Below are 20,245 nucleotides of genomic sequence, written 5' to 3'. Positions count from 1 at the left end.
GCGAAGGGGTCCCGCGCTCCCCGCTACTCCTCCGGCAGGTGGTCCAGGCGGCGCAGGATGACGCCCTCGCGCAGGGCCCAGGGGCAGATCTCCAGCTCCTCGACGCCGAGGAGGTCCATCGCGCCCTCCGCGACGAGCGCGCCCGCGAGGAGCTGGGCGGCGCGGCCCTCCGAGACGCCCGGCAGGGCAGCGCGCTCGACGACGGTCATCCCGGCCAGGCGCGGCACCCACTCCTCCAGGGACCTGCGGGTCAGGACGCGCTGGACGTGGAGGCCCTCGCTCGAACCGGGCGCCCCGGCGATCCTGGCCAGCTGCTTGAAGGTCTTGGAGGTGGCGACGACGTGGTCCGGGGGCCCGAAGCGGCTGAACTCGCCGACCGTACGGGCGATCTGCGCGCGCACGTGGCGGCGCAGCGCCTTCACGTCGGCGCCGTCGGCCGGGTCGCCCGGCAGCCAGCCGGCGGTGAGCCGGCCCGCGCCGAGCGGCAGGGAGACGGCCGCGTCGGGGTCCTCGTCGATGCCGTACGCGACTTCGAGGGAACCGCCGCCGATGTCGAGGAGGAGGAGCTTCCCGGCGGACCAGCCGAACCAGCGGCGGGCGGCGAGGAAGGTGAGGCGGGCCTCCTCCTCGCCGGTGAGGACCTGGAGGTCGATGCCGGTCTCGTCCTTGACCCGGGCCAGGACGGCGTCGGCGTTGACGGCCTCGCGGACGGCGGAGGTCGCGAACGGCAGCACCTCCTCGCAGCCCTTGTCCTCGGCGGCGTGGAGCGCGTCCCGGACGGTCGCGACGAGCCGTTCGACGCCGTCGGGGGCGATCGCGCCCCGCGCGTCGAGGAGTTCGGCGAGGCGCAGTTCCGCCTTGTGGGAGTGGGCGGGCAGGGGGCGGGCGCCGGGGTGCGCGTCCACCACCAGGAGGTGCACCGTGTTCGAACCGACGTCGAGGACTCCGAGTCTCATGGGCGGAACGCTACTGCGCGCGCCGCATACGCTGGAGAGCGTGCCAAAGACGAAAAAGGCGAAGCAGGACAAAGACAGTGCCCGTGCGGTGGACGTGAGCGCCGCCAGGGCGGTCAAGGGCGCCGGGAAACGGGGCAAGGACGTGGAACCGGACGAGAAGGGGCTGGACTTCGCGCGCGCGTGGGTCGAGTTCCCCGACCCGGCCGACGAGGAGCAGGTCTTCCGCTGCGACCTGACCTGGCTGACCTCGCGCTGGACGTGCGTCTTCGGCAGCGGCTGCCGGGGCATCCAGGCGGGCCGGGCCGACGACGGCTGCTGCACGCTGGGCGCGCACTTCTCCGACGAGGACGACGAGAAGCGGGTCGCGGAGCACGTGGCCCGGCTCACGCCGGAGCTGTGGCAGTTCCACGACGTCGGTACGGAGACGGGCTGGACGCAGCTCGACGAGGACGGCGACCGGCAGACCCGCCGCTGGGAGGGCTCCTGCATCTTCCAGAACCGTCCCGGGTTCGCGGGCGGCATGGGCTGCTCGCTGCACATCCTGGCCCTGAAGGAGGGCCGGGAGCCGCTGGAGACCAAGCCGGACGTGTGCTGGCAGCTGCCGGTGCGCCGGACGTACGACTGGATCGACCGGCCCGACGACACCCGGGTGCTCCAGGTGTCGATCGGGGAGTACGACCGCCGGGGCTGGGGCCCGGGCGGCCACGACCTGCACTGGTGGTGCACCTCGGCCACCTCGGCGCACGGCGCCGGGGAGCCGGTCTACGTCACGTACCGGCCCGAGCTCACCGAGATGATGGGCGAGGAGGCGTACGGGGTCCTCGCCGGCCTGTGCGAGGCCCGGCTCGCCTCGCAGCTGCCCCTTGTGGCCCCGCACCCGGCGGACCCGCCGCGGCCGGGGGTCTGAGCCCTCAGGAGGCCGGGGGCGGTTCCTCCGTCTCCGGCGGCGGGGTCGTGCCGGGGTCCGTGGGCGTCGGCGGGGGCTCCTCCGTCGTCGGCGGCGGGGTGGTCGGCTCCTCCGTCGCGGGCGGCGGGGTCGTCGCCGGCGGTTCCTCCGTCGTCGGGGGCGGAGTGGTCGGCGGCGGTTCCTCCGTCGTCGGCGGCGGGGCCGTGGGCGGGGTGGTCGGCTCCGTGGTGGCCGGCGGGGGCGGCACCGGCTTCGGCGGCCGGGGGACGCCCGGGGCCGGGTGGAAGACGCCGCCCTGCCCGGTGCGGTTGATCCCGGCGATGCGCACCACCGCGCCCGAGGGGTTCACCCCGACCCGGGCGCTCCACGCTCCCCCGGGTTCGCGCCCGTGGTCGACGCGGACCTCGACGGTGACCCGCTCGCCGGGGCGGAGGATGCCCGAGGCGCGGCTCACGTAGATCCAGGGCGCGTCCGTCCACAGCGACCAGGCGACGGGCGAGCCGCCGCCGGCGGTCAGCGTCAGGAGGGTCAGGTCGCCGTGGCCGCGCGCGGCGACCGTGACCCAGCCGGGGGCGGCCTCTCCGGGCTTCGGGGGCGTTCCGGGGCCGGTGGGGCCGCCGGGGCTGACCACCTCGACGGAGACGTCGGGCGCGCGGCTGCCCCGGGTGAAGCGGGGCTCGGGGGTGGCGCGGGCGCTGCCCGCGTTCTCGTACCGGTCGTGGGGGCGCCCGTCCGGGCCGGTCCCGTCGTCCGTCTCGCGCGCGCTGACCCGGCCCCCGTCATGGGTGGCGTCGGTGGTGCCCCGGTAGGAGGTCCACAGGGCGAGGACGGGGGCGGCGACCACGGCCGCGACGACGGTGGTGGTCACCGCGCGGGCCCGCATCCGGTCGCGGCGGGCCGTGTGGTCCTTCGGGTCCACGGGGAAGCCGGTGGGCGCGAAGCGCGGGGCGCCGGCACGCGCGCGGGGCACGTGCAGCATCGCCATGTACGCGGCGGCCCGGGGCGCCTCGACCAGCGGCAGCCGGTCCGGGGGGAGGGCCCCGGTGCCGGGCCAGGGCCCGGCGGCGCCCACGCGCTCGGCGGCGCGGCGGCAGCGGGGGCAGTCGTCCACGTGCCGGACGAGCTCGGCGCGCAGGGTGGCCGAGAGGAGCACCTGCCGGTCGCCGGTGAGCCGGGCGACGGTGGGGCAGCTGCCGGTCTCGACGACGGCGAGGGCGGCCCGGGTGCGTTCGACCTCGCAGCCGGCGGTGGCCAGGAGCTCGCGGGCGGCGAGCGGGTCGAGGGAGAGGACGGCGGCGACCTGGCGGTGGTTGAGGCCGTGGCGGACGGCGAGCTCCAGGGCCTCGCGCTGCGCGGGGGTGGTGCCGGCCGCCTCGGGCCAGGCGAGGAGGGCGAGTTCGGCGCGGTGCCGCTCGGCGGTCCCGGCGGAGACCCGGGGCGGCTCGGGCGGGGTGACGGCGGGGCGGCCGGTGTGGGCGCCCTGGCGCTTGCGGCGCTGCTCGCCGAGGGTGCGCAGGCAGGCCCAGCGGGCGAGGGCGTACAGCCAGGCGGTGCGGCCGTCCTCGTCGGAGGGGCAGCGGCCCCGGTGGCGCTCGGCCGCGGCGAGGACGTCGCCGAGGACGGCGGTGGCCGTGTCGTGGTCGCAGAGCACGGAGAGGCAGTACGTGAAGAGGCCGTCGAGGGCGGCCTCGTAGCGGGCGGGGGGCCGGCGGCCGAGCGTGCGCGGTCCCTGGTCCGTGGTGCGGTGCGCCCGGTGTGCGCCGGTGGTGCGTGCGGGGGTTTCCAGCCTGCTGCTCGTCACTGGGCGACCGTAGGCAGGAGCGGGGGCGTTCTTCGTACCGGTCGCGCACTTCTCATCCCTACGGGTGAAGGTATCGCTCGAAAGAGGACGGGTACCCGGCGCCGGGTGGACGGGTTGTGCGGGCTCCGGTCGCGGGGCCGGGGCCCGTTGTCGGTGGCGGCGGCTACGGTGGGGCGCATGGCTGCCCGTACGAAATCCGCCAAGGAGCGTCCGTCCTACCGCTGCACCGAGTGCGGCTGGCAGACGGCCAAGTGGCTCGGCCGCTGCCCCGAGTGCCAGGCCTGGGGGACGGTGGAGGAGTACGGCGCGCCCGCGGTCCGGACGACCGCCGCGGGCCGGGTCTCCACCGCCGCGCTTCCCATCGGGCAGGTCGACGGCCGGCAGGCGACCGCCCGCTCGACCGGCGTCGACGAGCTGGACCGGGTCCTCGGCGGGGGGCTCGTGCCCGGTGCCGTGGTGCTGCTCGCGGGCGAGCCGGGCGTCGGCAAGTCGACGCTGCTGCTCGACGTGGCGGCGAAGGCGGCGAGCGACGAGCACCGCACGCTGTACGTGACGGGCGAGGAGTCCGCGAGCCAGGTCCGGCTGCGGGCCGACCGGATCGGCGCGATCGACGACCACCTGTACCTGGCGGCGGAGACCGACCTGTCGGCGGTCCTCGGGCACCTGGACGCGGTGAAGCCGTCGCTGCTGATCCTGGACTCGGTGCAGACCGTGGCCTCGCCCGAGATCGACGGCGCGCCCGGCGGCATGGCGCAGGTCCGCGAGGTCGCGGGCGCGCTGATCCGGGCCTCCAAGGAGCGTGGGATGTCGACGCTCCTGGTCGGCCACGTCACCAAGGACGGGGCCATCGCGGGCCCCCGGCTCCTGGAGCACCTGGTGGACGTGGTGCTGAGCTTCGAGGGCGACCGGCACGCGCGCCTGCGGCTGGTGCGGGGCGTGAAGAACCGGTACGGGGCGACGGACGAGGTCGGCTGCTTCGAGCTGCACGACGAGGGGATCACGGGGCTCGCCGACCCGTCGGGGCTCTTCCTGACCCGGCGCGACGTGGCCGTGCCGGGCACGTGTCTGACGGTCACCCTGGAGGGGCGCCGGCCGCTGGTCGCGGAGGTGCAGTCGCTGACGGTGGACTCCCAGATCCCCTCCCCGCGCCGGACCGTCTCCGGTCTGGAGACCTCCCGGGTGTCGATGATGCTGGCGGTCCTGGAGCAGCGCGGGCGGATCAGCGCGCTCGGCAAGCGGGACATCTACAGCGCGACCGTGGGCGGCGTGAAGCTCTCCGAGCCGGCCGCCGACCTGGCGATCGCGCTCGCCCTCGCCTCCGCGGCGAGCGACACCCCGCTGCCGAAGAACCTGGTGGCGATCGGGGAGGTCGGGCTCGCGGGCGAGGTCCGGCGGGTGACGGGCGTGCAGCGGCGCCTCGCGGAGGCGCACCGCCTGGGCTTCACGCACGCGCTGGTCCCGACGGACCCGGGGAGGGTGCCGCCGGGCATGAAGGTGACGGAGGTCGCGGACATGGGCGACGCGCTGCGGGTCCTGCCGCGCGGGCGGCGCGCGAAGGCGCCGGAGGGCGCGGAGCAGTAGGGCGGGGCGGGCCCGGGCCCCGCGCCCCGGGGCGGTGGGGGCTTCCGCGAGGTGCCGGGGAGACGCCCGGCGAGCGCCGGGCGCGGGCCGGGAGACGTCCGGTGAGCGCCCATCGGGGGCCGGGGGATGTCCGGCTAGGCATCCGGCAAGGGCTCGGCACGAGCCGGGGCAGGCGTTCGGCAGAGGGGTCCGGTGGGACGCCCGGCAAGAGCCCGGCGGGGGCCCGGGCAAGGAGCCCGGCAGGAGCCCGGCGGGGCCGTTCGGCACAGGCTCGGCGGGCGCCCGGTACAGGCCCGGACCAGGCGTTCGGCAAGAGATCGGCGCGGGTTCGGACAAGGCCCCGGCAAGGAGTCGGCGCGGGTTCGGCCAGGCGTTCGGCAAAAGACCGGCGCGGGTTCGGCCAGGCGTTCGGCAAAAGACCGGCGCGGGTTCGGACAAGGCCCCGGCAAGGAGTCGGCGCGGGTTCGGCCAGGCGTTCGGCAAGAGACCGGCGCGGGTTCGGACAAGGCCCCGGCAAGGGATCGGTATGGGTCCGGACAAGGCCGCGGCAAGGGACCGGCGCTGGTTCGGACATGGGGGCGGCAAGGGGTCGGTAAAGGTTCCGGCAAGGGGTGGGAATGGTGTCCCGTGGGGCTTCCCGCGAGGGGAAGGGTTGGTTTCGGTGCCGGGTGGGGACCCCTTTCGCACCAGCCGCGTTCGGCCGGGGGCGGAGGGCGGCGGGGTGGTGTCGCTAGACTTTGCCCTGGTCTCGCCCATCCGTACGAGCCGGAGGAATCCAGTTGGCAGCCAAGGACGGGGCAGCAGCTCCCGGGAAGTCCGGCGCGGGCTCCGGCAGTGACGCGCTGATGCGCGCGGCTCTGAGCGCGGTCGCGCCGGGCACCGCCCTGCGCGACGGCCTGGAGCGGATCCTCCGGGGAAACACGGGCGGGCTCATCGTGCTCGGCCTGGACAAAGCGGTCGATTCGATGTGCACCGGCGGCTTCGTGCTGGACGTCGAGTTCACCGCCACCCGCCTGCGCGAGCTGTGCAAGCTCGACGGCGCGCTCGTCCTCGACAAGGACATCACCAAGATCCACCGGGCGGGCGTGCAGCTCGTCCCGGACGCCTCCATCCCCACCGAGGAGACCGGCACCCGCCACCGCACCGCGGACCGGGTCTCCAAGCAGTGCAACTTCCCGGTCGTCTCCGTCTCCCAGTCGATGCGCCTGATCGCGCTGTACGTGCACGGCGAGCGCCGGGTCCTGGAGGAGTCGGCCGCGATCCTGTCCCGCGCCAACCAGGCGCTCGCGACCCTGGAGCGGTACAAGCTCCGCCTCGACGAGGTGGCGGGCACGCTCTCGGCCCTGGAGATCGAGGACCTGGTCACGGTCCGGGACGTCACCGCCGTCGCGCAGCGCCTGGAGATGGTCCGCCGGATCGCCACCGAGATCGCGGAGTACGTGGTCGAGCTGGGCACCGACGGGCGCCTCCTCTCGCTCCAGCTGGACGAGTTGATCGCGGGCGTGGAACCGGAGCGCGAGCTGGTGATCCGGGACTACGTGCCGGAGCCGACGGCGAAGCGCTCGCGGACGGTCGCGGAGGCGCTCACCGAGCTGGACGCGCTCACCCACACCGAGCTGCTCGAACTCCCGGTCGTGGCGCGGGCCCTGGGCTACAGCGGCTCGCCCGAGACCCTCGACTCGGCGGTCTCGCCGCGCGGCTACCGGCTCCTCGCGAAGGTGCCGCGGCTGCCGGGCGCGATCATCGAGCGGCTCGTGGAGCACTTCGGCGGGCTGCAGAAGCTCCTCGCGGCCAGCGTCGACGACCTCCAGGCCGTCGACGGCGTCGGCGAGGCCCGCGCCCGCAGCGTCCGCGAGGGCCTGTCCCGGCTCGCGGAGTCCTCGATCCTGGAGCGGTACGTCTGAGGACGCACCGGGGCCGGGTCAGTCCTTGGCGAGCGTGAACGAGGCCGGAAGGATCTTGACGCCCGGCATCGCGGCCTCCACCAGGTAGGTCCCGGGGCCCGCCTTGCCCGCCGGGGCGGTGGCGCACTGCGGGGCGCTGCGCCCGCGGTCCCACTCCACGGTGTGGGTGAGGGTCGCCCCGGCGGGGAGGCTCAGCAGGAGCGGGGTGCCGGGGCGCGGGCAGTGCGCGGAGGACCAGACCTCGTCGTCCTTGGCGTCGCTGATCGTCAGGACCGCGTTGCGGGGCCCGAAGTCGGCCTTGCAGTCGGTGGCCGAGGTGTTCTTCGCGACGAGCTGGAAGCGGGGCTTCTCCCCCGTCTCGTAGGTGACCTTGACGGACTTGAGCGTCAACTGGACCGCTCCGGCCGGGCAGTTGGGGATCGGGGAGTCGGCCGGGAGCTGCCGGCCCGCGCCGGTGCCCGCGCCGCCGTCGCCGGAGCCGTCACCGTTCTCGTCGGGGACGCCCGGTCCTGCGGAGTCCGCACCCCCGGAGCCCGCGCCCGCGTCCGTACCACCGGAACCGGAACCGGAACCGGAGCCGGAGCCCGAACCGGAGCCGGAGCCCGAACCGCCCGAGTCCGCGCCGCCGTTGCCGCCGGAGGCCCCGTCCTCCTCGTCCGACTCGTCGCGCCCGCCGGGCTGTTGGCTGATCGCGGGGCCCGAGCCGGAGGGGCCGGGCGTGATCGAGGGCGGGGTGGGCGACGAGCCGTTGGCGGAGTCGTTCGGCTTCTTCCCGTCCCCGCCGCCGGACGTCACGGCCCACACGGTGAGCAGGGCGAGGAGTGCGACCAGGCACAGCGCCACCGCCCTCCGACGCCAGTAGATGGTGGAGGGAAGCGGCCCGACCGGATTGCGCAAAGATCCCACGACCCGAACCTTACGAGAGATCGGGCCCAACTCCCGCCCCACCCGCCGCCCGAGACCTCAAGTTTTGCCGATCATCACACCCTTCTTTCCGGGAACTTTTTCCGGGTCCGCGAGTCAAAACGGGGCCAACCGGAGCGAATCGGCGCCCCCCACTTTCGTCGGGGGTCGTTCCGGCCGATGGCCCGGGGCGAGGCGCTCCGGATTCCGGTTAGCGTCGTTCCCCATGGACACCCTCCTCGACCTCTCCGACCGTCTGTACCTCGACGTCGCCGATCTCGCCCACGCCACGCCGCACTGGTTCCAGCTGCTCGCCGAGGTCTGGACCGAGGCCGGACTGCTGCTCTTCGGCGTGCTCTTCCTGGCCGGCTGGTGGCGCACCCGCGACGGTTCGAGCCGGGCGATGTCGCTCGCGCTGCTCGCTCCGCTCGCCACCGCCTTCGGCTACGTGGTGAGCGAGTCGCTGAAGTCGCTGATCGACGAGGAACGTCCGTGCCGCGCGGTCGCCGGAGCGCCCGCCTCGCTGGTGACCTGCCCGCCCTACGGCGACTGGTCCTTCCCCAGCAACCACTCGGCCATCGCGGGCGCCGCCGCGATCGCGCTCGCCCTGTCCTGGCGCGGCATGGGCCGCTTCACGGTGCCGATGGCGGTGCTCATGGCCTTCTCCCGGGTCTTCGTCGGCGTGCACTACCCGCACGACGTGACCGCCGGCCTGCTCCTCGGCGCCCTGGTCGCCTTCCTGGTGATGCGGTTCGCCGAGCGGCCGGTGCGGTCCCTGGTCGAGACGGCCCGGTCGAGCCGGAACGCGCTGGTCGTGTGGTGCGCGGGTCAGGGACCCCGTACGTCCGCCGCCGCCCCCGCCGAGCCCTCCCTGTTCGACCCCGCTCCCCCGCACGGCGCCGCTCCCGCCGCTCCGTACGGATCCGCTCCCGCCGCTCCGTACGGGGACCCCGCCGCTCCGTACGGGTCCGCCCCCGCCTCCCCGTACGGGGACCCCGCCCCTTCGTACGGGTCCGCCCCCGCCACCCCCTACGGTTCCGCCCCCTCGGACGACCCGGCCGCTCCGTACGGCTCCGCGCCCGCGTACGGGGCCGCGCCCGCCCATGACCCCTCGGCCCCGTACGGGTCCGCCCCCGCCGCGCCGTACGGTTCCGCTTCCCCCTACGGCGCCCCCTCCCCGTACGGGCACCCGGCCCCTTCGTACGAGAACCCCGCCGCCCCCCACGAGAACCCCGGACCGGGTGGGCACGCGCCGTACGACGCGCGCTGATCCCCCCGGAACCGTGTCAGGATCGGTGGTGCCATGACTTCCATCGACACGCCCTCCGTCCCCGAGGCCTCCGGGATCCCCGGGGTGCCCGCCGTCCCCGCCGAGCTGCACCGGCCCGTCCTCGCCTGGTTCGACCGGCACGCCCGTGACCTGCCCTGGCGCCGCCCCGAGGCCGGCGCCTGGGGGGTCATGGTGAGCGAGTTCATGCTCCAGCAGACCCCGGTCGTCCGGGTCCTGCCCGTGTACGAGCAGTGGCTCGCGCGCTGGCCCCGCCCGGCCGACCTGGCCGCCGAGGCCCCCGGCGAGGCGGTCCGCGCCTGGGGCCGGCTCGGCTACCCGCGCCGGGCGCTGCGGCTGCACGCGGCGGCCACCGCCATAACGGAGCGGCACGGCGGGGACGTGCCCGACGACCACGCGCAGCTCCTCGCGCTGCCCGGCATCGGGGAGTACACGGCCGCCGCGGTGGCCTCCTTCGCGTACGGGCAGCGGCACGCCGTCCTGGACACCAACGTGCGCCGGGTCTTCGCCCGCGCGGCGACCGGCGTCCAGTACCCGCCGAACGCGACCACGGCCGCCGAGCGGCGGCTCGCCCGCGCCCTGCTGCCCGAGGACGAGGGGACGGCCGCCCGCTGGGCCGCCGCCTCCATGGAGCTGGGCGCGCTGGTGTGCACGGCGAAGAACGAGGACTGCGGGCGCTGCCCGATCTCCGGGCAGTGCGCCTGGCGGCTCGCGGGCAAGCCGGCGCACGACGGCCCGCCGCGGCGCGGCCAGACGTACGCGGGCACCGACCGGCAGGTCCGGGGGCGGCTCCTCGCCGTCCTGCGGGACTCGGCGGACCCGGTGGCGCGCGAGGCCCTGGACGCGGTCTGGGACGAGCCGGTGCAGCGGGCCAGGGCGCTGGACGGCCTGGTCGCGGACGGCCTCGTCGAGCCGCTGGACGACGGCTTCTACCGACTGCCGCTCTCCTGAGACCCGCCTGCCGCTCTCCTGAGACCCGCCTGCCGCTTTCCTGAGGCCCGCCCGCCATTTTCCTGGGGTCCCGGCTCCGAAACCCCTTCCTCCCCCGCTGTTACACAACCGATGGGTAGCCGTGCGTCCACCGACGGCTGCCCCGCACAGCCCCGTGACAACCGCTCCGTAGCGTCCTCCACGACACGAGGGAACAAGCAGGTCACGGGGATGGAGGCGGTTCGGATGAGGCACGGTGAGGTGCTCGACTTCGAGGAGTACGTACGCACGCGGCAGGACGCCCTGCTGCGCAGTGCGCGCCGTCTCGTGGCCGACCCCGTCGACGCCCAGGACCTCCTGCAGACGGCCCTGGCCCGTACGTACGGGCGCTGGGACGGCATCGCCGACAAGTCCCTCGCCGACGCCTACCTGCGCCGGGTCATGATCAACACCCGGACCGAGTGGTGGCGCTCCCGCAAGCTCGAAGAGGTCCCGACCGAGCAGCTGCCCGACGCGAGCGTGGCCGACGCGACCGAGCAGCACGCCGACCGGGCCCTCCTGATGGACGTCCTGAAGGTGCTCGCGCCGAAGCAGCGCAGCGTCGTCGTCCTGCGCCACTGGGAGCAGATGAGCACGGAGGAGACGGCGGCGGCGCTCGGCATGTCGACCGGTACGGTGAAGTCCACGCTCCACCGCGCGCTCGCCCGGCTCCGGCAGGAGCTGGAGAGCCGCGACCTCGACGCCCGCGCCCTGGGGCGGACCGGGGAGCGGACGACCGTGCGAGGCGACGAAGGGGGGCGGGAGCGGTGCGCGGCATAGACGGCGGACCCGACGACGAGGCCGACGGCGGAAGACACGGCGGCCCCGGCTTCGAAGGGCCCGGCCCCGACGACGGCCCCGGTTCCGGCGGCGGCGACCGGCTCTCCGCCGGGCGTCGCCGCCCTCGGCGTGCCGCCAGGGCGGCGGGTGCCACGGCGGCCGCCGGACTCGTCGCCGTCGGCCTCTCCCTGGCCGCCTGCTCCACCGGCGGCACGGGCTCCCGCGACGAGGGCGCGGCCCGTACGGACGAGGTCGCCGCGGCCGCCCCCACCTCCGACGCCCCCTCGGCCGGCTCGGGCCCCCGGCCGGCGGAGCGGGTGGACCCGATCGAGCTGCTCAAGGCCGATCCGAAGCTCGGCAAGCGGTTCAAGGCCGACCTGAAGCCGTGCGCGGCGGACTCGTACCCGGTGGACGCCTCGTACGGCAACCTCACGAACGCGCCCGCCCCCGACGTCGTCGTCAACGTGATGACCTGCGGTGACGGCATCGGCATCGGCACGTACGTCTACCGCAACGCGAGCGACGGGTACGAGAACGTCTTCGGGGCCGAGGACGCGGGGGTGTACGCCACGATCGACCGGGGCGACCTGATCGTCACCAAGCAGGTGTACGCGGAGGGCGACCCGGTCGCGTACCCCTCGGGCGAGGACGTGATCACCTACCGCTGGTCGGGCAACCGGTTCACCCAGCACGACTGGGTCCACAACGACTACAGCCGGTCGGTCGGCGAGGGCGAGGGCCTGGAGCCCGCGCCCAGCGAGCCCCCCGCGGGCTGACCCGTCCCCGAAGAGACACGCACCCGAAGAGACCCGTACTCAAAGAGACCCGGGCCCGAAGAGACCCGGAAAGCGCACGACCCCGAAGGAACCCCACGATGGCCGAAACCCATGTCCTGTTCGTCGAGGACGACGACGTCATCCGTGAGGCCACCCAGCTCGCCCTGGAGCGGGACGGCTTCCGGGTCACGGCCATGCCCGACGGCCTCTCCGGCCTGGACTCCTTCCGGGCGCGGCGGCCGGACATCGCCCTGCTCGACGTGATGCTGCCGGGCATGGACGGCGTCAGCCTCTGCCGCCGCATCCGCGACGAGTCGACGGTCCCGGTGATCATGCTGTCGGCGCGCGCCGACTCCATCGACGTCGTCCTCGGCCTGGAGGCCGGGGCGGACGACTACGTGACCAAGCCCTTCGACGGCTCGGTCCTGATGGCCCGCATCCGGGCCGTGCTGCGCCGCTTCGGGCACGCGGGCGGCGGCGAGGCCGGGGACGGGCCCGCGGACGGCGGGCTGCTGGTCTTCGGGGACCTGGAGGTCGACACCGAGGGCATGGAGGTCAGGAGGGGCGGGGCGCCGGTGGCGCTGACCCCGACCGAGATGCGGCTGCTCCTGGAGTTCTCGTCCGCGCCCGGCACCGTGCTGTCCCGGGACAAGCTCCTGGAGCGGGTCTGGGACTACGGCTGGGGCGGCGACACCCGGGTCGTGGACGTGCACGTGCAGCGGCTGCGGGCCAAGATCGGCCAGGACAGGATCGAGACCGTGCGCGGCTTCGGCTACAAGCTCCGGGGCCAGGGCGGGTGAGGCCGTTCCCCCTGCGCACCGGGGTCCGCTGGAAGATCGCCGTCGCCATCGCGGCGGTCGGCGCCCTCATCGCGGTCACCCTGAGCGTGGTCGTGCACAACGCCGCCCGCATCTCGATGCTCGACAACGCGCGCGAGGTGCAGATGGAGCGGCTGCTCTTCGCGCAGCGGCTGTACGAGACGTCGAAGCCGAAGGAGCCCCGCTTCGGCACCAAGATCAACGACCCGGCCCTGCCGCACCAGCTCGACCGGCTGATGCGGGACAACCGGCGCGGCACGTACGTGCAGGAGCACCGGCACGGCGGTCCGCCCGACGTGTGGGCGGCCGTGCCGCTCGCCAACGGCGACGTCCTGTCGCTGCACATCCCCTTCGCCGACCGCAGCGCGAAGATCATGGGCGATCTGGACCGGGCGCTCGTCATCGGCTCGGTCTCGGTGGTCTTCGGCGGGTGCGCGCTCGGCGTGCTCATCGGCGGCCGGCTCTCGCGGCGGCTGCGGAAGGCGGCCGTCGCGGCCGGCCGGGTCGCCCAGGGCAACACGGAGGTGCGGGTGCGGGAGGCCGTGGGCGGGGTCGTACGGGACGAGACGGACGATCTGGCGTGGGCGGTGGACGCCCTGACCGACGCCCTGAACGAGCGGATCGAGGCCGAGCGGCGGGTCACCGCGGACATCGCGCACGAGCTGCGGACCCCCGTCACGGGGCTGCTCACGGCGGCCGAGCTGCTGCCGCCGGGGCGTCCGACGGAGCTGGTGCGGGACCGGGCGCAGGCGATGCGGACGCTGGTCGAGGACGTCCTGGAGGTGGCCCGGCTGGACAGCGCGTCGGAGCGGGCCGAGCTCCAGGAGATCGCGCTCGGGGAGTTCGTGGAGCGGCGGGTGCGGACCCTGGACCCCGAGGTCGTCGTCCGGGTCGTGCACGACTCCTGGGTGAACACCGACCCGCGCCGGCTCGAACGCGTCCTGGGCAATCTCCTCGCCAACGCGGCCAAGCACGGGAGGCCGCCGGTGGAGGTGACGGTGGAGGGCCGGGTGGTGCGCGTCCGCGACCACGGTCCGGGGTTCCCCGAGACCCTGCTCAGGGAGGGCCCGAGCCGGTTCCGCACGGGGTCGAGCGACCGCGCGGGCCAGGGCCACGGTCTGGGCCTGACGATCGCGTCGGGTCAGGCCCGGGTCCTGGGCGCCCGGCTGACCTTCCGGAACGTGGCCTCCGAGGCGGCGCCGAACGGGGTGGGCGGGGCCATCGCGGTCCTGTGGCTCCCGGACCACGCGCCGACGAACACGGGCAGCTTTCCCGTCCTGCGGCTGCCGGAGCAGTAGCGGTCCTCCGGTGCGGCAGCGGGGCCGGGCCCCTTCTCCGGGACCCGGCCCCACCGTCGTGCGCGCGCGTCTCAGACCTTCTCGGACACCTTCGCCGCACCGCCGTCGGCGGGCTCCTGCGCGGCCTCCGGGCCCGCGCCCCGCAGCGCCACCTCCTTGACGAAGAGGGCGAGGGCGAAGGAGAGGACGGCGACCGCCGCGGCGAGCAGGAAGGCGCCGTGGGTGCCGGCGGCGACCGCGTGCTGATAGGCCTCGCGGAGCTGGGCCGGGAGCTTGGCGAGGCTCGCCGCGTCGAGCTGGGCGGTCCGCGCCGTCAGCTCCGACCCGCCCCGGGCGGCCATCTCGTCCTGGACGCGGGAGGTGAAGAGCGCGCCCATGATCGCGACGCCGAAGGAGGAGCCGAGCGTCCGGAAGAGGGTGGTGGAGGAGGAGGCGACGCCCATGTCCTTCATCTCCACGCTGTTCTGGGCGACCAGCATGGTGATCTGCATGAGGAAGCCCATGCCGGCGCCGAGGACGGCCATCCAGATCCCGGAGACCAGCCGTGAGGTGCCGGTGTCCATGGTGGAGAGCAGGAAGAGGCCGGCCGTCATGAGGGCCCCGCCCGCGATGGGGAAGGCCTTGTACTTGCCGGTGCTGGTGGTGACCCGGCCCGCGACCAGCGAGACGACCATCATCGAGAGCAGCATCGGCAGGAGGAGCAGTCCGGAGTTGGTGGCGGAGGCGCCCTGGACGGACTGCTGGAAGAGCGGCAGGTAGAGGACCGCGCCGAACATCACGAAGCCGGCGACGAAGCCGATCAGGGACATCAGGGTGAAGTTGCGGCTGCGGAAGATGTGCAGCGGCACGATCGGGTCGCTCGCCCGGGTCTCCACCCACAGGAAGGCGAGGAGGGCGAGGACGCCGCCGACGGCGAGGCCGACGATGGTGGCCGAACTCCAGGCGTACTCGGTGCCGCCCCAGGTGGTGACCAGGACGATCGCGGTGATGCCGGCGGTCAGCAGCGCGGCGCCGGCGAAGTCGATCCGGGTGTCCGTGCTCCGCGGCTTCTTCGGCAGGTGCAGGACGGTGGTGACCATGGCGAGGGCGACGGCGCCGAGCGGCAGGTTGATGTAGAAGGACCAGCGCCAGCCCCAGTGGTCGGTGATGGTGCCGCCGACGAGGGGGCCGCCGATCATGGCGAGGGCCATCACGCCGGCCATCATGCCCTGGTACTTGCCGCGCTCGCGGGGCGGGATGAGGTCGCCGATGATCGCCATGACGCCGACCATGAGGCCGCCGGCGCCGAGGCCCTGGACCGCGCGGAAGCCGATGAGCTGGCCCATGTCCTGGGCCATGCCGCTGAGCGCCGAGCCGATCAGGAAGATCACGATCGAGGTGAGGAAGACGCCCTTGCGGCCGAACATGTCGCCGAGCTTGCCCCAGAGGGGGGTGGAGGCGGCGGTGGCCAGGGTGTAGGCGGTGACGACCCAGGAGAGGTGTTCCAGGCCGCCGAGCTCGCCGACGATCGTCGGCATCGCGGTGCCGATGATCATGTTGTCCAGCATCGCGAGGAGCATCGCGATCATGAGGGCGAGCAGGACGACACGGACGCTGCGCGCCGGCGGTGCCGCCCCCTCTTCCGTTTGAACGTTCTGTTGCGTCGCCATGCCATTCCCTTACTTGCCGCCCGGCTAGTTACTACACTGAGGGACGGTAGGCCCGTAACTTGCCGGTCGTCAAGTAAGTTCTTTGGAAAGTGGAGGGCGCCCCCATGGCCCGAGGCAACACCCGTCAGCGCATCCAGGACGTGGCCCTCGAACTCTTCGCGGAGCAGGGCTACGAGAAGACCTCCCTGCGCGAGATCGCGGAACGCCTCGACGTGACCAAGGCGGCGCTCTACTACCACTTCAAGACCAAGGAAGACATCCTGATCGGGATCTTCCAGGACCTGACCAGGCCGATGGACGAGCTGATCGACTGGGCCGGGAAGCAGCCGCGCACGATCGAGACCAAGCGGGAGATCGTGCGCCGCTACCAGGTGGCCCTGCTCGCGGCGGCGCCGCTCTTCCGCTTCATGCAGGAGAACCAGGCCGCCGTGCGCGAGCTGAGCGTCGGGCTCACCTTCAAGGAGCGCATGATGGCGCTGACCGGCCTGCTGTACGACGACGACTTCCCCGTCAAGGAGAAGGTCCGCTGCGTCAGCGCGATCTTCACGCTCCACGCGGGCACGTTCTTCATGCCGAACGTCGAGGGCGACCCCGAGGAGAAGCACGAAGCCGTCCTCGAGGTCGCCCTCGATCTCATCGACGAGGCCCACCGGGCCTCATAGGTTCACAGCGGGTTCGGCGGATCAGATGCCGACGCCGTGGGCGCGCAGGAAGGCGGCCGGGTTCACGGCGGAGCCGTAGTTCGGGGTGGTGCGGATCTCGAAGTGCAGGTGGGGGCCGGAGGAGTTGCCGGTGTTGCCCGAGAGGGCGATGCGCTGACCGGCGCCGACCTTCTGGCCGATCTTGACCTGGATCTTCGACAGGTGGGCGTACTGCGAGTACTTGCCGTTGGCGTGCTTGATCACGATGGCGTTGCCGTACGCGGGGCCGTCGCCGCCGCCGTACGGGCCGGCCTTCACGACGGTGCCGGCGCCGGCGGCCTTGACCGGGGTGCCGACCGGAACGGCGAAGTCCTGGCCGGAGTGCTTGTGGGCCCACATGGCGCCGCCCTGGTTGAAGCTGGCGCTGAGGGTGTAGGAGCTGACCGGCTTCACCCAGGCCGGGGCCTTCTTGGTGGCGGTCGCCTTCACGGCGGTGGCCTTGACGGCGACGGTCTTCTTCGCGGCGGCGGCCTTCACCTGGGCGGCGAGGTGCGCCTGGGTCTCGGCCTGGGCGGCGACGGCGGCGGACGCGGTCGCGGCGGTCGGGACGACGGCCTTGCCCTCGGCGGCGAAGGCGGACCCTGCTCCGGCCACCAGCGACGCCCCCAGGCCGGCAGTGGCGAGAGCGACGGCGGCGACACGGGTGGCGGGGTTCATAACGCGCTTCGACATACGGGGGAAAACCTCCGGGGAGTACGGGACCCGACGCGCTTTCGCTGCGGCGTCGGGCTTGCTCATCTTTGGTAACCCGGACCCCCAGTCATCCCAAAACACCCCATCTACGACATGACGTCGTAGCGATCACGGAAGAAGTTCAGGTCTTGACGACCAGGGGCGGGGGCTTCGAAATCGGACATATCGGCCCAAGAAAACCGGTTTAACCGCATGTCTCGGGGTCCCGGACCGCCCAGGAGGCCGGTCCGGGCACGGCCCGGGACCGGACGGGCCCTCCGACCCCCCGCTTCGTACCCGTATGTCCGAAATAAACGGCAATGTTTGCCACTATTCCGGTTAGTACCCCTCGAAACCCCTGTGCGCCTTGTCACCCGGGGGCCCTTCCGGATGGGACCTGGGTCACTCGGAAAGGCATTCCGAATGCGGCCTGGGTCACGTGACGGGGACCACTGAAAGGGGCTCCCGCACGTGGAAAAGGCCTCGGAAAGCGGCCCGGGTCACACCCCCGGCCCCCGTCCCGGCCCCTCCCCCACTACGCTGACCGCTCCACGGAAACACAGGGGGTCACCATGGAACCGGCGCTCATCGGCACACGCCTCGCCTCGGCCGCGATAGGACCGCTCCTGAAGAAGCTCCTCGCGAGCGAGGGCCCCGGAGCGGGCCTCGTCCCCAAGGACGCCGAGGTCCGGCTCTCCGGCCTCGTCTCCTTCCGGGGCGAGAAGCGCACCCTCACCGAGAAGGACGTCCGCGGGCTCGCCGCCACCCTGGTCGAGCGCTCCCGGCGGGGGACCGGGGAGCCGCCCTTCCCCGCCGACGAGACCGGGGCCGTCACCGACGCCCTCGCCGCGAACCTGCTGGCCCTCGGCGACCTCGACATGGACGACGTCCAGGCCGTCCGCCTCGGCCCCCGCGACCTCGCCCGCCGGCTGCGGGCCGCCGCCCCGGCCCCCGACGGCCTCTCCACCGACTCGGTCCTCTACCTGGAGACCATGACCGAGTGGGCCTGCCTCCACATCCTGGAGTTCTTCACCCGGCGCTCCACCTTCATCGCCCGCAGCCTGGTGGAGCAGACCCGCGCCCAGGCGGAACTCCTCGCCCGGGTCGACGCCGTCCTCACCCGCGTCCCGGCGCCCGGGAGCGAGGACGCGGCCTTCGAGCGCCGCTACCTGGCCCACCTCGCCAGGAAGCACGGCCGCCTGACCATCTACGGCGTCGACCTGCACCACTCACCGGACGAGTGGCCGCTGGACATGGCGTACCTGTCCCTGGAGGCGACCGGCGGGGAGGGCACGCCCGAGACCTCCGCACGGCAGCGGGAACAGCCCTCCGTCCGCGCCGACCTCGCCCTCGCCCGCCACGACAAGGTCCTCCTGCGCGGCCTCGCGGGCTCCGGCAAGACCACCCTCGTCCAGTGGCTGACGGTCTCGGCGGCGAACGAGGACCGGCCCGAGGGCATGGCGTACCTCCGGGGCCGCGTCCCCTTCGTCCTGCCCCTGCGCACCCTCACCCGCCACGGCGAGCGGCTGCCCTCCCCCGACCGCTTCCTGCCCGCCGCCGGCTGCCCGCTCACCCCGCCCGACGGCTGGACCGACCGGGTCCTCGCGGCCGGCCGGGGCCTGGTCCTGGCCGACGGCATCGACGAGATCCCCGAGGCCGAGCGCGGCCGGGCCCGCGAGTGGCTGCGCGACCTCCTCGGCGCGTACGAGGGCAACCGCTGGCTCGTCACCTCGCGCCCCACCGCCGTACGGGACGACTGGCTGGCCCCGGACGGCTTCACCGAACTGGCCCTCGCGCCCATGGCCCGCACGGAGGTCACCACCTTCGTCCGCCGCTGGCACCGGGCCGCCGGACCGGACGCCGCCGGGTACGAACAGCCGCTCCTGGACTCCCTGCGCACCGCCGAGCACGTGGCCCAGCTCGCCACCAACCCCCTGATGTGCGGTCTGATCTGCGCCCTCCACCGCGACCGGCGCGGCTTCCTGCCCCGGGGCCGCAAGGCGCTCTACGAGGCGGCCCTGCCCCTGCTCCTGTCCCGGCGGGACCGCGAACGGGACATGGGCGCCCCGACCGGCCTCGTCCTGGACGAGGCCCCGCAGATCCAGCTGGTCCAGCGCCTGGCGTACTGGCTGACGCTGAACGGGCGCACGCAGATGGACCGCGACCGCGCCGCGTCGCTCGTCGCCGAGGCCGTCCCGGCGGTCCCGGACGCCTCGGCGTACCCCCCGGACCGGGTCTTCACCCACCTCCTGCACCGCAGCGGCCTCCTGCGCGAGCCCACGGCCGACACCGTCGAGTTCGTCCACCGCACCTTCCAGGACTACCTGGCGGCGAAGGCCCTCGTGGACCACTGGGACATCGGCGTCCTCGTCCGCCACGCCGCCGACGACCAGTGGGAGGACGTGATCCGCATGGCGGTCGGCCACGCCCGGCCGCGCGAGTGCGCGGAGGTCCTGCGGGAGCTGCTGTCGGCGGCGGACGCGGCCGGGGACCGCCGGGTGCGGCTGCGGCTCACCCTGCTGGCGGCGACGGCGCTGGACCACGCGACGGAGGTGTCCCCGGAGATCCGGGGGGAGGTGCTGCGGAGGACGGGGGAGGTGATCCCGCCGCGCGACCCCGACGAGGCCCGGCAACTGGCGGAGGTCGGCCCGCTGGTCCTGGGGCTGCTGGGCGGCCCGGAGGAACTGACCACCACCGAGGCGTTCCACTCCGTGGTCACCGCGTCCCACGTGCCGACCGACGCGGCCCTCGTCTACCTGGCCCGCTTCACACGCCATCCGAGCCTGGCGGTCCGCTCGCAGCTCGTCTGGTCGTGGTTCCGCTTCGATCCGCGCTCCTACGCCGAGGAGATCGTGGCACAGCTCGATCCGAGCGACCTCGTCTTCACCGTCCGCTCCGACGACCAGGCCGAGGAAATGATCCGCCTCGGCCTGACGCCCCCGCTCCTGGGCATCGAGAGCCTGGTCTCCGGCCACCGGGCGGCCGAACTCCTGTCTTTGTGCGACCCGGTCGGCCTGGTCCTGGAGTGCTTCGACACGCAGTACGAATTCCCGCTCATGCCCCGGGACGCCCGGCTCCAGGACGTCGAAGTGCACCTGTACGGCTCCGAGGACGCGGTGGACCTGGCACCGCTCGCCTCCCTGCCCCGCCTGAAGAAGGTGAGGGTCGTCGGATCCGCGGTCGGCACCGAGCACCTCCCGCCCCACGTCGAGGTCACCGTCCTCTGAACGCACGAGGGGCGG

The 20,245-nt window shown here is 73.9% G+C and carries 15 protein-coding genes and 1 pseudogene; 11 read left to right on the top strand and 5 right to left on the bottom strand.

The window, feature by feature from the left end:
- Nucleotides 1-23 precede the first annotated feature (23 nt).
- Nucleotides 24-956: a Ppx/GppA phosphatase family protein gene (locus OO47_RS24340; RefSeq protein WP_030219540.1), complete on the bottom strand. Its 933-nt coding sequence runs from the start codon at nt 954-956 to the stop codon at nt 24-26.
- A 40-nt stretch (nt 957-996) separates the two neighbouring features.
- Here OO47_RS24340 and OO47_RS24335 point away from each other — a divergent pair, with 40 nt between their 5' ends.
- Nucleotides 997-1,863, top strand: a complete 867-nt coding sequence (locus tag OO47_RS24335; protein WP_078489869.1) for a hypothetical protein — start codon at nt 997-999, stop codon at nt 1,861-1,863.
- Nucleotides 1,864-1,867: 4 nt separating this feature from the next.
- Here OO47_RS24335 and OO47_RS24330 read toward each other — a convergent pair whose 3' ends face one another.
- The gene (locus OO47_RS24330; protein WP_030219536.1) at nt 1,868-3,664 is read right to left on the bottom strand and encodes a sigma-70 family RNA polymerase sigma factor; all 1,797 of its coding nucleotides are present in this window, start codon (nt 3,662-3,664) and stop codon (nt 1,868-1,870) included.
- Between the two features lie 177 nt (nt 3,665-3,841).
- On the opposite strand from OO47_RS24330, the gene radA reads away from it, so the two are divergent.
- The gene (radA, locus tag OO47_RS24325; RefSeq protein WP_030219535.1) at nt 3,842-5,245 is read left to right on the top strand and encodes a DNA repair protein RadA; all 1,404 of its coding nucleotides are present in this window, start codon (nt 3,842-3,844) and stop codon (nt 5,243-5,245) included.
- Between the two features lie 779 nt (nt 5,246-6,024).
- Nucleotides 6,025-7,149 (top strand): DNA integrity scanning diadenylate cyclase DisA, encoded by a 1,125-nt coding sequence (gene disA / locus OO47_RS24320; RefSeq protein ID WP_030219534.1) that lies wholly within the window; start codon nt 6,025-6,027, stop codon nt 7,147-7,149.
- Nucleotides 7,150-7,167: 18 nt separating this feature from the next.
- Here disA and OO47_RS24315 read toward each other — a convergent pair whose 3' ends face one another.
- The gene (locus OO47_RS24315) at nt 7,168-8,055 is read right to left on the bottom strand and encodes a hypothetical protein (RefSeq protein WP_078489867.1); all 888 of its coding nucleotides are present in this window, start codon (nt 8,053-8,055) and stop codon (nt 7,168-7,170) included.
- A 223-nt stretch (nt 8,056-8,278) separates the two neighbouring features.
- On the opposite strand from OO47_RS24315, the pseudogene OO47_RS24310 reads away from it, so the two are divergent.
- The 6 genes and pseudogenes from OO47_RS24310 to cseC form a co-directional block, all read left to right on the top strand.
- Nucleotides 8,279-8,905: pseudogene (locus tag OO47_RS24310) on the top strand (phosphatase PAP2 family protein); the annotation flags it as partial.
- A 450-nt stretch (nt 8,906-9,355) separates the two neighbouring features.
- Nucleotides 9,356-10,291 carry an HhH-GPD family protein gene (locus OO47_RS24305; protein ID WP_030219527.1) on the top strand — a complete coding sequence of 312 codons (936 nt, stop codon included), beginning with the start codon at nt 9,356-9,358 and terminating at the stop codon, nt 10,289-10,291.
- 225 nt (nt 10,292-10,516) lie between these two features.
- Nucleotides 10,517-11,089: a SigE family RNA polymerase sigma factor gene (locus tag OO47_RS24300; protein WP_030219524.1), complete on the top strand. Its 573-nt coding sequence runs from the start codon at nt 10,517-10,519 to the stop codon at nt 11,087-11,089.
- Nucleotides 11,077-11,865 (top strand): hypothetical protein, encoded by a 789-nt coding sequence (locus OO47_RS24295; protein WP_030219521.1) that lies wholly within the window; start codon nt 11,077-11,079, stop codon nt 11,863-11,865. Before OO47_RS24300 ends, OO47_RS24295 begins: the two co-directional genes overlap by 13 nt.
- A gap of 98 nt (nt 11,866-11,963) precedes the next feature.
- A complete protein-coding gene (gene cseB / locus OO47_RS24290) occupies nt 11,964-12,665 on the top strand; it encodes a two-component system response regulator CseB (protein WP_030219519.1) in 702 nt (233 codons plus the stop codon).
- Nucleotides 12,662-13,981, top strand: coding sequence for a two-component system sensor histidine kinase CseC (gene cseC / locus OO47_RS24285; RefSeq protein WP_030219516.1), 1,320 nt, complete (start codon nt 12,662-12,664; stop codon nt 13,979-13,981). The genes cseB and cseC overlap by 4 nt, the downstream gene beginning before the upstream one ends.
- Nucleotides 13,982-14,052: 71 nt before the next feature.
- Here the strand turns inward: cseC and OO47_RS24280 are convergent, their stop codons facing one another.
- The gene (locus tag OO47_RS24280; RefSeq protein WP_030219512.1) at nt 14,053-15,630 is read right to left on the bottom strand and encodes an MDR family MFS transporter; all 1,578 of its coding nucleotides are present in this window, start codon (nt 15,628-15,630) and stop codon (nt 14,053-14,055) included.
- Nucleotides 15,631-15,734: 104 nt separating this feature from the next.
- Here OO47_RS24280 and OO47_RS24275 point away from each other — a divergent pair, with 104 nt between their 5' ends.
- Nucleotides 15,735-16,292 (top strand): TetR/AcrR family transcriptional regulator, encoded by a 558-nt coding sequence (locus OO47_RS24275; RefSeq protein WP_030219511.1) that lies wholly within the window; start codon nt 15,735-15,737, stop codon nt 16,290-16,292.
- A 21-nt stretch (nt 16,293-16,313) separates the two neighbouring features.
- Here the strand turns inward: OO47_RS24275 and OO47_RS24270 are convergent, their stop codons facing one another.
- Complete coding sequence (locus OO47_RS24270; RefSeq protein ID WP_030219510.1) at nt 16,314-17,003, bottom strand: M23 family metallopeptidase; 690 nt, start codon at nt 17,001-17,003, stop codon at nt 16,314-16,316.
- Between the two features lie 572 nt (nt 17,004-17,575).
- Here OO47_RS24270 and OO47_RS24265 point away from each other — a divergent pair.
- On the top strand, nt 17,576-20,230 hold the full coding sequence (locus tag OO47_RS24265; RefSeq protein ID WP_030219508.1) for an NACHT domain-containing protein: 2,655 nt from the start codon (nt 17,576-17,578) through the stop codon (nt 20,228-20,230).
- Nucleotides 20,231-20,245: the final 15 nt, after the last annotated feature.

This window comes from Streptomyces bikiniensis, assembly GCF_000716625.1.
Taxonomy (GTDB): domain Bacteria; phylum Actinomycetota; class Actinomycetes; order Streptomycetales; family Streptomycetaceae; genus Streptomyces; species Streptomyces bikiniensis.
This window is presented reverse-complemented; position numbering and strand designations above follow the sequence as displayed.

What these genes read in the sequence shown, in the direction of transcription:
- OO47_RS24340 (WP_030219540.1), bottom strand. Translation starts at nt 956, where the DNA reads ATGAGACTCGGAGTCCTCGACGTCGGTTCGAACACGGTGCACCTCCTG.
- radA (WP_030219535.1), top strand. Translation starts at nt 3,842, where the DNA reads ATGGCTGCCCGTACGAAATCCGCCAAGGAGCGTCCGTCCTACCGCTGC.
- OO47_RS24305 (WP_030219527.1), top strand. Translation starts at nt 9,356, where the DNA reads ATGACTTCCATCGACACGCCCTCCGTCCCCGAGGCCTCCGGGATCCCC.
- OO47_RS24300 (WP_030219524.1), top strand. Translation starts at nt 10,517, where the DNA reads ATGAGGCACGGTGAGGTGCTCGACTTCGAGGAGTACGTACGCACGCGG.
- cseB (WP_030219519.1), top strand. Translation starts at nt 11,964, where the DNA reads ATGGCCGAAACCCATGTCCTGTTCGTCGAGGACGACGACGTCATCCGT.
- OO47_RS24280 (WP_030219512.1), bottom strand. Translation starts at nt 15,630, where the DNA reads ATGGCGACGCAACAGAACGTTCAAACGGAAGAGGGGGCGGCACCGCCG.
- OO47_RS24275 (WP_030219511.1), top strand. Translation starts at nt 15,735, where the DNA reads ATGGCCCGAGGCAACACCCGTCAGCGCATCCAGGACGTGGCCCTCGAA.
- OO47_RS24270 (WP_030219510.1), bottom strand. Translation starts at nt 17,003, where the DNA reads ATGTCGAAGCGCGTTATGAACCCCGCCACCCGTGTCGCCGCCGTCGCT.
- OO47_RS24265 (WP_030219508.1), top strand. Translation starts at nt 17,576, where the DNA reads ATGGAACCGGCGCTCATCGGCACACGCCTCGCCTCGGCCGCGATAGGA.